The 13713-nt window shown below is 61.8% G+C and carries 12 protein-coding genes; 2 read left to right on the forward strand and 10 right to left on the reverse strand.

Annotated elements, in window-relative coordinates:
* Positions 1 to 7 precede the first annotated feature (7 nt).
* The gene (locus tag AC0L2K_RS04360) at positions 8 to 436 is read left to right on the forward strand and encodes a DUF6484 domain-containing protein (protein WP_419696492.1); all 429 of its coding nucleotides are present in this window, start codon (positions 8 to 10) and stop codon (positions 434 to 436) included.
* Entirely contained in the window at positions 436 to 1518 is a 1083-nt protein-coding gene (locus AC0L2K_RS04365; protein ID WP_473530707.1) for a HEAT repeat domain-containing protein, read from the forward strand. Before AC0L2K_RS04360 ends, AC0L2K_RS04365 begins: the two co-directional genes overlap by 1 nt.
* Here the strand turns inward: AC0L2K_RS04365 and AC0L2K_RS04370 are convergent.
* The 10 genes from AC0L2K_RS04370 to tssJ form a co-directional block, all read right to left on the reverse strand.
* Complete coding sequence (locus AC0L2K_RS04370) at positions 1511 to 2305, reverse strand: hypothetical protein (protein ID WP_473530708.1); 795 nt, start codon at positions 2303 to 2305, stop codon at positions 1511 to 1513. The two genes, AC0L2K_RS04365 and AC0L2K_RS04370, sit on opposite strands and share 8 nt — an antisense overlap.
* Entirely contained in the window at positions 2302 to 3237 is a 936-nt protein-coding gene (locus AC0L2K_RS04375; RefSeq protein ID WP_473530709.1) for a type VI immunity family protein, read from the reverse strand. Before AC0L2K_RS04375 ends, AC0L2K_RS04370 begins: the two co-directional genes overlap by 4 nt.
* Positions 3231 to 4244: a DUF4150 domain-containing protein gene (locus AC0L2K_RS04380; protein WP_473530710.1), complete on the reverse strand. Its 1014-nt coding sequence runs from the start codon at positions 4242 to 4244 to the stop codon at positions 3231 to 3233. Before AC0L2K_RS04380 ends, AC0L2K_RS04375 begins: the two co-directional genes overlap by 7 nt.
* Complete coding sequence (locus AC0L2K_RS04385; RefSeq protein ID WP_473530711.1) at positions 4244 to 5302, reverse strand: beta-ketoacyl synthase N-terminal-like domain-containing protein; 1059 nt, start codon at positions 5300 to 5302, stop codon at positions 4244 to 4246. Before AC0L2K_RS04385 ends, AC0L2K_RS04380 begins: the two co-directional genes overlap by 1 nt.
* On the reverse strand, positions 5299 to 6357 hold the full coding sequence (locus AC0L2K_RS04390; protein ID WP_473530712.1) for a DUF2169 family type VI secretion system accessory protein: 1059 nt from the start codon (positions 6355 to 6357) through the stop codon (positions 5299 to 5301). Before AC0L2K_RS04390 ends, AC0L2K_RS04385 begins: the two co-directional genes overlap by 4 nt.
* 134 nt (positions 6358 to 6491) lie before the next feature.
* Entirely contained in the window at positions 6492 to 7034 is a 543-nt protein-coding gene (tagF, locus tag AC0L2K_RS04395; RefSeq protein ID WP_473530713.1) for a type VI secretion system-associated protein TagF, read from the reverse strand.
* Entirely contained in the window at positions 7016 to 10555 is a 3540-nt protein-coding gene (tssM, locus tag AC0L2K_RS04400; RefSeq protein WP_473530714.1) for a type VI secretion system membrane subunit TssM, read from the reverse strand. Before tssM ends, tagF begins: the two co-directional genes overlap by 19 nt.
* A gap of 1 nt (position 10556) precedes the next feature.
* The gene (icmH, locus tag AC0L2K_RS04405; RefSeq protein WP_473530715.1) at positions 10557 to 11879 is read right to left on the reverse strand and encodes a type IVB secretion system protein IcmH/DotU; all 1323 of its coding nucleotides are present in this window, start codon (positions 11877 to 11879) and stop codon (positions 10557 to 10559) included.
* Positions 11880 to 11883: 4 nt separating this feature from the next.
* Positions 11884 to 13218 (reverse strand): type VI secretion system baseplate subunit TssK, encoded by a 1335-nt coding sequence (gene tssK, locus AC0L2K_RS04410; RefSeq protein WP_473530716.1) that lies wholly within the window; start codon positions 13216 to 13218, stop codon positions 11884 to 11886.
* 39 nt (positions 13219 to 13257) lie between these two features.
* Positions 13258 to 13710, reverse strand: coding sequence for a type VI secretion system lipoprotein TssJ (gene tssJ / locus AC0L2K_RS04415; RefSeq protein ID WP_473530717.1), 453 nt, complete (start codon positions 13708 to 13710; stop codon positions 13258 to 13260).
* Between the last annotated feature and the right edge of the window lie 3 nt (positions 13711 to 13713).

Here is a 13713-nt window from a genome sequence, read left to right on the forward strand (position 1 = left end):
TACAGCGATGAGCGACGTTCGCGAGCGCATTGAGGGTGTGGTGATCGGCATCTTTCTCGGCTTCGACGATGCCGCGTCGCCTCTCGTGGTATTTCCCGGCAATCCGAACGAGGCAGCGTTGCCCGCGCGCAGCCTGACCGGGCTGACATCCGAAATGGTCGGCTCCGAGGTGGCTTTGCTCTTTCAGGAGGGCGATCCCGTCAAGCCGCTTATCGTCGGTCGTATCGTCGAGCCGGCGCGAAAGACCGCCACGCCGCAGGTCGTGCGCGACGGCGAGCGCGTCCGCATCATCGGCGAAGAGCGCATCGAACTGCGTTGCGGCAAGGCAACGATCCTCATGGAAAAAGACGGCCGCATCACCATTCGCGGCACCTTTGTCACCAGCCAGGCGAGCGCCGCCAATCGTATCCGTGGCGGATCGATCGATCTCAACTGATGTCGGCCGCAACCGAAAAGCCGAAATCGGGAGGCGCGCCGGAGCGGCGAATAGTACCGGATGTCGTCAGACAGCACGCCGAGCAGACCGCATTCTTCTGGGCGCAGCGCGACACGCTGATGGAAGATGATCCGCCGGATCTTGATGTAGTTGCCGGCGTCGACCGGCGCCTGGAAGCCAACCTCGATGGCCTGCGTATCGCGGGCCCGGCCGCTTGGCAGTTCATCGTCGCGGCGTATGAGGATTTCCCTGAGAAGGGCGAGCTGTTCCTCTACGGATGGATGGCGATCGAGATGAATGACAGTCGCTTCATTGCCGAGGCCGTCGAGTTCGGCCGTCAAAGCGAGGACGACGCCCGCGGATTGGTCGGTGCGTTGGCGTGGCACAAGCCTGGAACGATCGCTCCGCTCGTTCGGGATTGGATCAGGGCGCCGGATGCGTTCAAGCGGTTTCTTGGCGTATCGGCCTGCCTCGGGCATGGCGTCGACCCGAACCAACTGCTGGCACGACTTGTGCGCGATCCGGATGCGCGTGTTCGCGCCACCAGCCTGCGCCTCGCCGGAAAGCTGAAACGCGCAGACCTTGTCTACGAATTGACAGCCGGCTTGAACGATGCCGACGAGATCACCCGGTTCTGGGCTGCCTGGGCGCTGACTGAACTCGGCTCAGGCGACTTGGCCAGTCGCGAATTGCGGAAAGTGGCGGTTGGTGGCGGCCCCGACGCGCTGACGGCGCTGCGCGCGGCAGTCAAAGCCGCACCCGATAAAGAAGTGCGCACATGGATGGGCACGTTGCTCAGATCGCCCGAAACCGCGCCTTTAGCCGTTCGCGGCGCCGGCATGCTAGGTGACCCGGCGATCCTGCATTGGCTGGTCCACCAGATGCGCAATCCGGCACTGGCAGTTGCGGCGGGAGCGGCATTGATGGAGCTGTTTCCGGAGGCGCGCGGGGCGGATCTCTTCACCACTGAGCCGAGTCAAGCGGGCAAGGTGTTTGAAGATCACTTCGGGAGCGATGTCGCGAAGGTGCCGTTCGCTGACAAGGTGAAGGATTGGATGAGGGGCAAGCAGCTTCTCACATAATTACGATACGCATGACTTCCGGCGCATTGTCTTTAACAGCGAACAAAGAGTTGCAGAGCCCATACAGTGCTTCGCGATGACAGTAGAAATTGCGAAATCCGATCTGCAACTCGGCTTGGAAAAAGTCCAGCGTACCATCGTATTCAAGGCTGCAGAAATCTGGGCGATGTGGCGGCGCAGGATAGCAGCCTATTGCTGATGCGGCGATCCAATCTTCGATCTTCAGACGAATGGCCTCCTTTTGCGCGATGGTTGGGTCGGAAGCAAAATGTGCAACAACAAATACATCAGCGGACAGGTCGGGCGAAATCCCTACTCTTGAAGCGAGCTTGGTGAACACGGTTGGGTAAATACCCAGATCCTTATCGGTAGCTGGCAGGGCAACAAGCGTTCGTTCACCTAGTCCACCCCTGATCATGATCTTAGTGATAGGAAAATCTGAATGCGTGATCAGGAAAAGCTGAGCGAGAATGGGGATAGACCTTTCGTCCGCTCGGATGTTCGACACCTTCCAGGTTGCGTTCGAAGCTGGGCCCCCAACAAAATCGACACTGGACGCTGTCGAGTCCCAAGGCGCGATAGTGGCCCCTGACAACGCTCCTGAGCCGGTCAAATGAAAAAACGCCGCTATCAATGATTCTGCATTCTCTATCCCTTTGGCCTCCATCCCTTTAGCGCTGATTTCACTCGAGAATGATAGCGTAACGAAGACGTCCAGACCAAGGCTCATCACCGGCAAGGGGCTGTGATACACTGCGTATGGCAGTGCATATCGGGTCGCGATCATGGGCTGCCCGTTCCGGCAGGAGCATCCAGGAAGCGGCGCTCCCAACGTTCGACAAAGTCCAGTCGGTCCGAAAGAAGCATCTTGAGATTTCGGTCGCCGAAGAACGTTATTGGCTCCAATAGTTTGGCTAACCACGGAAGGTTGGTAGCTTCAATCCCTCTATTCGTGTCTCCAACTTCTGGAATGTCAGAAGCGATGATCATCATGCCGTTTTTGGTGGGAACGATCATGACACCTCGTGGAAGCTCATTAGCGGATGGAACCCTAATCTCCGATGCCTTTTCTTTGCTTAGAAATGTAAGCCATCGAGCCCCTCTGCTACCCTTCCCAACGAAATAGCTTGTGGTTGCGTTGTTAGGGACATCGAAGCCCTTATGGCGCATCGCCAGCGGACCGATGATTGCACCGGCTTCGACCTTGGCCGCGTCGTCGCCGAACACCAGTCCGGGAGCTGCGTAACCAGTGTCGTAGGGAAAACGCTCGGAAATCTGACGAAAGGTTTCAGCCATAGATCGCCAGCCCTGAGCATCATCAGGCACCGGTGCCATCAGTTCGACCAAGTTTGTCTTTGTGTTGGCGGAGTTGGCCGCTTCTCGGTTGACTAGCCATCTCATTCTATATTCGGGAGCATACGGTTCCGGTCCCTGATATCGGAAGCCGGTGAGCCCGACTTCGGTCGTCGAACGAATTTCCCGCTGCAACCTCTCCATCGTGGATCTGTTCACTTTGGCGATTGTCGAGGCATTTTTGCCGATCAGCGCCCACGCCAGCGCTTTGCCAGCATAGCTGTTCCATTTGTCCAGGAGCCAAAGCCCAGGCTCGATCATATCCTCGGATTTGCATTTGCAAAACAGGGCGAAGACAACGTTCAGGCGAGCGTATTCCGCACTACTATCGGAGGAAGCTAGCGCCCTGGCCACATCATTCAACATGCCCGACCGTCCTTGTGGATTACTTTGGGTTCGCATCCAACAGCATTTATATATTTGTCTGCCTGTCCGTCGCTTAGAAATCTACTGAGAGGTTTTGGCTTCCCTCTGGCTGGACCCCTTTTATGCGTGTCATAGGTGGCCTCGCAGTTGAATTTGAAGTCATAAGCTTCCACGGCGTTGTGCGGCCCTGGCGGTGGAGGCGGACTGCTCACGACGACGTCGGCTTTGAAGCCTGCGCCGCCGTTCGAGAAGTATGCGTCTTTCCATACGCCCTCAGTGCTCGCACCTGCAGCCTTTGCGTCATTGTACGCATTGTTTGCGGCTGACCGGGCATTCGAGTCAACATCGGGGCTGCACGGGTTTCCATTGCGATCGTAGGGCACCTCACTGTCGATTGTTGGGTCAGCATCGGGGTTCTTTTCCTTCCATTTTTTTATCTCATTTTCGCAACATTTATGCTTCTTCGTTCCTAATGCAGTACAGTCAGTGCCGCTTGGAGGAGGTGGACAAAACTTTTTTGTTCCGTCCGGTTTTTTCTCATTGTTGTTGACGTCTTTGTTACATTTGTCCGCGATCTCTTTGAGGCCAGTGGCTGGATTCAGCGGATCGAGATCCCCCGCCAAATTCACCGTGTTTTTATCGTTGTGAAACTTCTTGTCCGTGTGCCGGCAGGCATTCTTGCCGTCCATTTTCACGTCGAACGAATAGGTGATCCAGTCCGTTGCCTTTTTGAAGACGTTCGACTTGACGCCGCCAACGGTGCCTGGCTCATCACCGGAACTCATCCCATATTGCGAGCCCTTGACGGCGATCATCTTGCCGCCCTTGGCGAAGACAGTTGTAGTGCCGTCCTTGAGCGTGCTTTGCGAGGCGATATTCGGGTAAGGCAACGGGATCGGCCCGCCGGGGCTAGGCGTCTTGCAAACGTCTGGTATGGTCGCGATCGATAGGCCTATCGTACTCTTGTAGGTCAAGCCGAGGCCGTTGACGACGATGTGGCTGGGCATCAGGCGGCCCTCCTCGGCCCACCCAGCAACACGGCGGCACGGGCGCCATTTTCGGAACTCGCCCAGATCAGCGACAGCGGCGCGTCCTGGTAGTTGCGCGCTTCGGCCTCGGTTATCAAGCTAACGAACAACGGGCCGGACGCCGCGCCGACATCGCCCCAACAGTCGGCTGGTGTTTCGAAGTCCGCCGCATCCCTGAAACGACCAGGATTGCGAATAACAGCAAACCCGTACTCGTTGCCGCGGTAGCGCTCACCGTTCATGTCGCAGATGATCCGACCGACCGGATCTTTCGGCGCATCCTCGAACAGAAAGCGGAAGGCCGCGCCCAACCCTTCGCCGAGCACAACCGTCTCGGTCTTGATCCTGTTCTCTTCGCTCGCCGTGGAAGCGCCAACGACCTCAAGGAGCGGTTGCAGCCCATACGCCCGTGCCGTGGTCAACATCGTCAGCAGACAGAATCCTGCCGCCTCCCCAGGGCAAAAGCCGTAAATGTTGCCCTCGGAATGGAGCTGTTCGTTTTCGTCTAGCCACTCCAGGGTTTCCGGCTCAAGATAGGTATCGACCCCGCCTGCCAGGCAGAATTCGGCTTTGCCATCACGCAACATTTTGCAGGCATGGTAAATGGCAAGCAGTCCTCCGGCGTGACCGCCTGCAGTGGACCCACCACCGTCGAGAACGACGCGCTGGGCCAGTCGGCTGCGCAATTTGGCGTTAACCTGTGCGGCGAAACCCGCCGCCTGTCCCGGTCGGGCTTCGCCGGTCGAGAGGATGAGCGAAACCCCAGTTGCCTGCCGCGCAGCGTGCAAGGGCCGCAACGCGTCCAGTGCCGGCGAGAGTGCGATTTCCACTGCACGGTCCGGGCCGGTAATGGCCACATCGACGCCAATGTCACGAGTAACTTTCATCCGCTCGCCGAACCGGTCGATCATGTAGGGATGGTCCTGAATGGCGGAGATCCCGGCGCGGACCGCCGCGGCGCTCGACGCTGCGTCGAAACCAAGCGGCGTACGCGCCCCCACGCCGACGACAACAATCGTGTCTGCCTTGGCCATCATTCGCCTTCGTCCACCAGCCAGACGCCGGTCGCCGCGATGGTTGGTGAAATGCCGGTGCGCTTGCGGACGCTAAGGGTCGTCATCTTCAGGCGCTCCTCGTCGTAGGGCACTGCCAGGGTCGACATCCAGGTGATCGAGAACTGCCGGAGATCGGGCTTGATACGCAGCGTGTGGATGGTGGCTTCGCCGTTCTTGCGATCCGGGCGGTTGTAGAACTCGGTGGTCATGTCGAAGGTGATGCGCGGCAGGAGAAAATGCAGGAAGCCATCGGCAGTGAAATTGCCTAGCCGCACCTCTTCATAGCCGAGCAGCGGCGTCTTGGTTTGCTGGTCCTCTGGCGCACACTGGTAATACATACGGCTGAAATCGTGTGGCAAAAGTGGATCGCGCGTTTTCTCCCATTCCTCACCATAGGTGCCGGCATATTTCATGCGCGGCTGCCAGTGCCGCGCCACCGGACCGAATCCGGCCGGCGTGCCGCTTCTGTGGTCGCGATAGGGCGCGTCGGGATACTCAAAGTTGGGCCCAGTCTTGCTGATCAGCCGCTGCGGGTCGACTGCAAATCCCGTACCGACCGGATTGCGCTGGTCCCAGTTCGGTGTCGATGCTTCCATATCCGTGCCGCCGTAGGTCCGGCGCCAGCTGACAGGCATTTTCGTGAATGGTTCCGCCCGGCTCATCCGCACCGACACCGCGCCCGGCATGAACACACGGTCGCCCACGACATTGACAGTCTTGTCCACGTCGCCGATTTTTATGCGCGCCGCGCTCTCAATGTTCGGACGTCCGCCGGGCGTATAGACATGTCCTTCGACCAGAACGTCCGTATGCTTCTTCTCCAGATTGAGGTCCGTCTCGTCGAGAAGCTCGTTCGGATCCGCACCGTGAACGGGTGCCAGATTCACCGGCGTCTGATCCTTCAGGAGCCGCTGTTTGCCGTCGGGATCGATCTCGAACGACGCCTTGATCGCGATCAGCCAGACCTCATGTCCGCGCTCGTCACGCGTCCAGCTTTCCTGGGCGGCAAATGGCGTCTCATTGGACAGTATCCACATTTGGAACCACGCATCCTTACGCGATGGTGAAACGGCGAGCCTTCAACTGTCTTGGAACCTGAGTCTTGGAAATAACCTACGGACGCGGCCTCCGCGTCCGTACCAACTATTAGATGTCGTCAAATTCGCCTGCATCAGCTGGTCTCCCAGCTGGCGGCAAAAATCTGCTCCAGCGTCGCTTGCGGTGACAGCGGATCAACATCGAAAATGTCGGAGTGTGCAGTCCACATCACCATATCGCTGATGACCTCTTCGCCCGGCTGGACCGGCGGCACCGGCAGCGCGCCCAGCGCGGCATCCAGTTCATCGGGCGTCGTCTCGCCACGCTGGGCGGCGATGGCCGCCTCTTCAATCCTGGAAAACCACGCGTCGGCGCGAGCCAGTTGAATGGAAGCGTCAGCAAGCTGCGCCACAACGCTCAGAGGGAACTGCCGGCCGACCCTGTCGGCGCTCTGCAGAATAATGCCCGCCGATGGGCCGAAAGAAGCCGGGCCGGCTAAAAAGCGTAGCGCGGTGGGGCGCGGCCAGGTTTCCATGCCGATCAGCGGAACGATGTGCTGCGCCAGCCAGCGGTCCCAGATGCGCACAAAATCCCCCGGCAGCCGCCGCGAGACGAAATCGCCGGTGGCGGGCATTTTGCCGTAAAAGCCGGGCAGGATCATATCTGCGGCGGACATGAGAATTTCTTGAACATTTGCAAATTGTAGGGATTTTCGACGCTGGCTGCCTTGAGCTCGAAATCGGCGTACATGCCTTGCGTGCCCAGTCTCAGGCTGTAGACGTCGGACAAAGAGGTGCCGGTGAAGCGGCCGCTGCGCAGCAGCCTCAGCCACGCCCAGCTGCCGGTTTCGTTCAACATGACTTCGGGCGAGCCGTCTATCGGCTGGAAGGCGAGCGAGATGACGCCGGTGCCGTCCTTGCCGGGCCAGGTCATCGGTTGCGGTCGCGTCGCGTTGTTGTAATAGACGAGGTTCTGGCCATCGAGATTGAGCGTCACCCGCGTGACGTTGGGCGACAGGTCCGTCGGTTGCAGCGTAAAACTCATCACCGGGCCGGTACCGCCTGGAAACAGATCGTCGCGGATCCGCCTGGCCTGTTCGAACGCCGCCAGAGCCGCCGCGTCGAGGCCAAAGTCGGCGCGCCATTTCCATGGCTGGCTGGCGGTGTCGACATAGCTGATCAAATGGTCGTTGATGAAGGCGTCGATCATCCCGGCCGGCCCGAACAGGCGGGCGAAATCGCGGACATTGACGTCGACCGCGCTTTCGGGGCTGAACGGATAGCGGTCGTTCAGCGCCGCCTGGCAGAACGGCAGGATGTCGGCGCGCCAGATGGCGTTGAGTTCCGAGGTGACCGCCTTCTGGGTTAGGCCGCTGGTGTCGCCGGCGATGCCGCCGAGCCAGTCGTCGACCGGATCGGGCAGGATCTGCGCTTGCCTGGCGACCGCTCCCGTCAGTTCGGCCAGCCCACCCTGCTTCTTGATGGCGTCCTGCGGGTCGGGATTGGCCGTGACCGTCTGCAGCACGTTCGAAAGTGCGGTTAGCGCCACCACCGCGGCGTCGAGTGCCGGCGGCTGGCCGTCGACCTCGGCGATCGCCCCCTTGAGCGGCTTGAAGTGTTCGGCCACCAGAGTGCCGGTAAGATCCACCTCGTTGGCGGAGCCTGCGCGCGGCAGCAGTTTTGCCCCTGTCTTTACGATCTTTCCAAGCTTCCCCAGCTTGCCGAGCAGTTTCGATGTGCCCTTGGATGCCGCCTTGTTGTCGGCGGCCGGCGCTTCATCGGATCGGGTTAGCTCGGTCTCCTGAACCACCGCCGTAAGCAGGCGCTTCAGCGCGGAGTCGGCGCTCGAAAGGTCCTTGAGGTTCTCGCTGGCGACATTCAGGTCGGCCAATGGCGCGAGCCTGATATCGCGCAGGATGCTGTCCCATTGCGCGATGTAGTCTTCGTAATAGAGTTTCAGGATATCCTCAGACAGCGCCGAGACCGAGGTTTCGGAATTTTCCGAACAGCCTCCGGCAAAGACCGCCCGATCGAGTGCGGCCTGGGCGGCGACGTCCTCGACCCGTTCGAGAATGGCATCGTGGAAGCCAGCATAGGTGAACGCGCCCGATATGCCGACGCGCAGCGTCTTGTCGGAGCGCCGTGCAAAGACCTTGGCGCCGTTGGGGCCGGCGAAATTCGCCGGGATCCATTCCTTGAGCCCGGCCACCGCCGGGTCGGCCAGCAACTGCCTGTAGGCACGCGCCGGCAGCGAAATCGTGCAAACCGTCTTCAGCGCCTCGGCGACCAAAGCCTGATCCGCTGATATGTAGCTGTCGTCGACCGTCATGCGACGGATCGCGGCAAGCTGGTGCTCTTCCGCGTCGGCGGTCGGAAAAGGCGCCGCCGGTGCGAATTCCGGCAAGTCGTTGACCCACCAATTCTCAACGTAATCGGCGTCCATCTGCGACAGGCCGGTCATCATGCGATAGGTCTTCAGCGCCCCCAGCATGAAATCCGGGTCGCGGATCTGCCGCCACATGGTCGCCTCGAGCAGAGCGACCATGTGCGGCTCGAGGACGTTGCGCAAAGCGTGGTCGTAAGTGTCGGCCTGCGCCCGCAGCAGCTCTGCCGACGCCGACGGCCCGAGCAGGTCCTGGGCGCTGCTCGGCGGTGGGGTACGGGCGTTTGCGACCTCGGCCATCGCATAGAGCGCGCTGTCGATGGCGGGCTGCTCCACCGATGCCGGGCTCGCGGCTGCCGCGGTCAGCGGCGCCTGCAGCGCTTCGAACTGGCCCGCCTGCGCTGCGATCGCATTGCGGTTGTCATAGTAGGACCAGGTGAACATCGCACCGGCCAACAGGGCTGCGGCGGCACAGGCGGCCGCGGCGCCACGCCAGACCCAGGCGCGGCGGCGCTGCGCCAGCGGATCGAACGTCCCCAGGCCGGCTTCCCTGAAAATGACCTCGGTCAGCAGGTTCTTCAGGAAAAAGCTGCGTTTTTCAACGCGCGGCGCCGGCATGGCCCGTCGCGGCGGAAGGCCGAAGGATGACGACAGCGCCGCGGTCAGCCGGTCGATGGGCGCCCCTTCCTGGGTCGCCGACGTCAGATAGACGCCGCGCAGCCAGGCGGCTTCTTCGTAGCGGCTTTCGCCGAACATCGCCTCGACCAGCACCTGGATCGGCTCGGACAGGCTCGTCAGCTGGGCGGGAAACCTGAAAATCTCGGCGCGGACGGCGAGTTTGTCCTCGTCTTCCAGGCGCGGCACTAGCCGCCGCTCGAGTTGCGTCGCAAGGGTTGCGATTTCCCGTTCTATGGTCTTTGCGTCGACACGCGCATCCAGCGCGAAGGTTGTCCCCCAGACCTGCTCGCGCGAGGCCGTCGACAGGCCGCCGAAGAAAGCCTCGAAACCCTTGATCAGATCGGCCTTGGTCAGCATCAGATAGACCGGAAGGCGGATTTCGAGCCGGTCGTTGAGCTCTGCCAGGCGCCGACGGATCTTGCGGCCATGCGCCTTGATGGCTTCGTCGCCCTCTGAAAGCGCATCGATCGAAAGCGCGACGATCACGCCGTTGAGCGCCCGGCGGCCGCGATGCTTTTTCAAGAGGTCGAGGAAGCCCAGCCATTCCGCCGCATCGACGTCGGGCTGGCTCTCCTGCTGCACATAGCGGCCCGCCGTGTCGATCAGAACCGCGTTCTCGGAGAAAAACCAGTCGCAGTTGCGCGTTCCGCCAACCCCCTGCAGATCGTCGGTGAGGTCGATCGGAAAGTTCAGGCCGGACTGGCGCAAGGCCGTGGTCTTGCCGGTGGCCGGCGGCCCGACGATCACATACCAGGGCATCTCGCGCAGGAACTTGCGTCCGCCGAGTTTGCGGCGCTTCAGTTCGACCATAACCTCGGCGAACTTGGCGCCGACGGCGGCGACGTTCTCTTCGCCGGGGCTCAGCGGTTTTTCCACCACGGGCGCAGCGATTTCGGCGACGAACATGCGGTTGGCCCGGATCGCCCGGCGCTGCGCGACGATCAGCCAGATCAGCCAGAAGATGACCAGCAGCGCAATGATGACGATACGGACATTTTCCGAGGCGAAGGGTTCGTAAGCACCGACCCTGACGATCGGGCCGAACACCCAGATAACCAGGGAAAGCAGCGTGATGCCGATCAGCGTCCACAGCCAGCGCGATGTCAGAACCGCCCAGAGGAAGCGCAGGATGAACATCTCACAGCCTCTTTTCGACCAGCACCTCGACGCGGCGGTTCAAGGCCCGTCCCGCGCGGGTGCTGTCGTCGGCCACTGGATCGGTAGCTGCACGTCCTTCGAAGCGAATGCGGTCCTGCGGCACACCGTTCTGGACCAGCATCTCGGTAATGGTTGCGGCGCGCGCTTCGGACAGCCGCTGGTTGGTGGAAAGCGGATTGGACCGTTGCAAGGGAATACTGTCGGTATGGCCGACCACGGTGATGTTTCCGATCAGTTCCTGATTGGCCAGGATCACTTTGGCGATTGAACCGATCAGCGGTTCGAAGCCTTCCGTCAGTGTCGGCCGCGACGACTGGAACAGTTCGGGGTTGGTGGCCTGAATGATCAGCCTGGCCAGCGAAACGCTCTCGGTGCCGCTGAGCGCGGCTCTGAGATTGGCCGGCGCTCCGGCCTGAAACTCCGGCACCAGCGCGAAATCCACTGCCTCCGGCGGCGGTGCGTCGACCTGTGGCGATGTCCGGCTGATATCGCCGCGCTCCGGCGGCGGCAAAGCACGAACCAGCGTCGAAAGCTCGACCGCCTGACTGCTCAGTCCCATCGACAGCCCGAGATAGATTGCCGTGGCGAGAACCGCCGCGCCGAGCCCCATCACCCAGATCGGCACGATGAAGCGCTGCGGCTCGTCGGATGCGATCACGCCTTTCCAGTTCGGCGACAGCGGCGCGCCGTCGGCATCGGCATCGCGCAGAAAGCGCGCCGCAGCAACGCGAACCGCATTGATGGAGCGGTCGCCCGACCGGCCCGGAACACGATATTTGCCGCGGAAGCCGAGCGCCAGGCAATGATATTGCAGTTCGAGCAATTCGCGATCCCGGTTCGGATGCCGCTCCAGTTCGTCGAGACGCGTGAAGAACTGCGTGCCGGCATCGACATCGCCTCGCAGCATCACCACAAGCGGCTGGCGCGGCCATGCGCTGGCGCCGCCCCATGGCGTGTTCAGGGCGAGATCATCGAGCAATGCCGCCACCACCCAGGCTGCCTGGTCGGCGCGCTCCAGAGAGGACCCCGCCGCCATTGCCGCGTCGCGTGCCCGAACCAACTCGTCGAGCAGCCGGGTGCGCAACGCTTCCGGGTTTTCCGGCGGCAGCGCGCTTTCAAGTTCGGGCGCGAACTCGAGGAGCGGCGCGAATGCGTTGACCAGCGTGTTCGGATGCGTACGCGAGCGTTTGATTGGCACGCCCGACAACAGTGGCGTCATCGGTCGCGGCATCGGCGCGCCGGTCAGCCGTATGCGAGTGCGTTCGCGATCCTCCGACAGTCCGAAAGGATCATCCCGGCTCATCATCTCACCTGTTTACCGAATAGCAGTCGACCTGCGGCTCGCTCGGCAGCACGCCCGACACGCCGATGACGAAGCCGGGGGCATCGAGCAGCGAGGCCCAGTGCTCGCTTTTCTGATCCAGCTCAAGGCACAGCCGATCGCCATCGTAGGGGATTTCGCGCGGCTGGGAATGAAGCGGTTTCAGTGGAATGCCGGGTAGGCGGGATTTCCACAGGCCCTCGAACTGATCGGCCGAACCGACGGTCGCCTGGTTGACGAAAATCTTGCGCAAGGCATCTTCAGACAGCTCGGAGCCGACCCGGATGACGATCCGGCTGGCCACCAGCAGTTTCGGGTTGTCGATGCGGATCTTCCAGACATTGGTCGAATGCCGCATGACCGGCAGCGCGCGTGATTTAGGCTCGATGTAGCGCAGGCTCAGGATGAGCGAGCGCAAGGCGTCGGCCAGCGCCGAATAGGCGGGGGCGGGCGCCATGTGATCATAGGCGGGCAACTCGCTCAGCCGTCGCGCGCTCGAGCCATAGGTCGCCATCGAGCCGGCAAGACCGGCAAGCTCCAGGTAAAGCTCGGCCGGATGGAAAACATCCTGAGCCAGCATGTGCGCCAGCCGCGGACGCGCCGCATTGGCGAGATTGAGCATCAGCAGGTCTTCGACGCTGCGCCCTGGCCCGCCCATGACCATTTTGCCATGCGCCTCGGCGATCTGGTCGAGTCCGGTGACAACTTCCAAAAGCAGCTGCCGGTACCAGGCCACCGCCCCGGTAACCAGTGTCGGCGGCAGGAACGTCTCGTCCAGCGAGACGCCGCCGTCGGCTCGAACCCCTTTGATGTCGGCTATCGGCAGGGCGGTGTAGCCGCCAACCGATTTTCCCGGTGCAATCAGCAGCGCCTGCGGGCGGGCGATTTCGATTTCTTCAGGATCCGAACCGCCCTGGACGGCGTCGCGCACCGAAACGATCCGCCCATGATAGCGTGCGCCTGTCGATGCGGCGTGCGCCGGATCGAAGCCGACACCGCCGGCAGGCTCGAGCGGCAGGGCGACCAGCACCGGTCCTTCGCCGGTATCGGCGGTGACCGGCAGCGGTCGTGGCGCGTCCATCAGGTCCGGGATGGAGAAGGGGGTTCCATCCGGAAAGATGCCCCGTGCCGACAGGATCGAGACCTGGCCGGCATCGAGCATTGCCTGGTCCAGCGTCAGCTGCTGGAAGCCGAACGTATGCAACTGCCCGGCCTGCAACGCGCCGCGCACCGTCGCCTCGAAAAAGCGATCCTGCTGCTGAAAATGCTGGGTCCGGAGAAACAGGCCTTCGGACCACAGCACCCTGTTTGCATCGCTCATGCCGCTACTTCCTGCATCGAGCACCCCTTGCCCTGGCCGCTAGGCGGAAATGCCGCCGCTGCCTAGTGTGACGTTGACGGTAACTGTTGATCCCGACGACACCGACTTGGTTGTACGCCAGGTCCGGCCGCCGGGCTCGCGAACGAGGGCAACGAAGCCCAGCGCAGCCGCGTCCGGCTCGACCGTGATGGTTTTGGATGCGGTCTTGCCAGGCCCGACGGAGATCTGGTCGGATCCGATGAGATCGCTTGCGAGTGCCGAGCCGGCATCCCCCTGCAGCGCGAAATAATCGGCCGAATTGAATTTGCCGGTGCTGCGCAGCCGCATCACGAGGACCGTCACCGGCCGGTCGCCGCCGCCTGGTCCCGGGTTCATGCCGGCCGCGCCGGTCAGGTTGACGGTCACCGCGGATGGTTTTGGCGGACCGCTCTGGCAAGCAGCAAGCAGCCCGGTTGCGCCCAGGGCAACGATAAATTCGCGGCGATCGATCATGTT

It is taken from the genome of Mesorhizobium sp. WSM4817 (genome assembly GCF_055811135.1).

What these genes read in the sequence shown, in the direction of transcription:
- AC0L2K_RS04390 (WP_473530712.1), bottom strand. Translation starts at nt 6,357, where the DNA reads ATGTGGATACTGTCCAATGAGACGCCATTTGCCGCCCAGGAAAGCTGG.
- tssM (WP_473530714.1), bottom strand. Translation starts at nt 10,555, where the DNA reads ATGTTCATCCTGCGCTTCCTCTGGGCGGTTCTGACATCGCGCTGGCTG.
- AC0L2K_RS04360 (WP_419696492.1), top strand. Translation starts at nt 8, where the DNA reads ATGAGCGACGTTCGCGAGCGCATTGAGGGTGTGGTGATCGGCATCTTT.
- AC0L2K_RS04365 (WP_473530707.1), top strand. Translation starts at nt 436, where the DNA reads ATGTCGGCCGCAACCGAAAAGCCGAAATCGGGAGGCGCGCCGGAGCGG.
- AC0L2K_RS04385 (WP_473530711.1), bottom strand. Translation starts at nt 5,302, where the DNA reads ATGATGGCCAAGGCAGACACGATTGTTGTCGTCGGCGTGGGGGCGCGT.
- tagF (WP_473530713.1), bottom strand. Translation starts at nt 7,034, where the DNA reads ATGTCCGCCGCAGATATGATCCTGCCCGGCTTTTACGGCAAAATGCCC.
- AC0L2K_RS04380 (WP_473530710.1), bottom strand. Translation starts at nt 4,244, where the DNA reads ATGCCCAGCCACATCGTCGTCAACGGCCTCGGCTTGACCTACAAGAGT.
- AC0L2K_RS04375 (WP_473530709.1), bottom strand. Translation starts at nt 3,237, where the DNA reads ATGTTGAATGATGTGGCCAGGGCGCTAGCTTCCTCCGATAGTAGTGCG.
- icmH (WP_473530715.1), bottom strand. Translation starts at nt 11,879, where the DNA reads ATGAGCCGGGATGATCCTTTCGGACTGTCGGAGGATCGCGAACGCACT.
- AC0L2K_RS04370 (WP_473530708.1), bottom strand. Translation starts at nt 2,305, where the DNA reads ATGATCGCGACCCGATATGCACTGCCATACGCAGTGTATCACAGCCCC.
- tssK (WP_473530716.1), bottom strand. Translation starts at nt 13,218, where the DNA reads ATGAGCGATGCAAACAGGGTGCTGTGGTCCGAAGGCCTGTTTCTCCGG.
- tssJ (WP_473530717.1), bottom strand. Translation starts at nt 13,710, where the DNA reads ATGATCGATCGCCGCGAATTTATCGTTGCCCTGGGCGCAACCGGGCTG.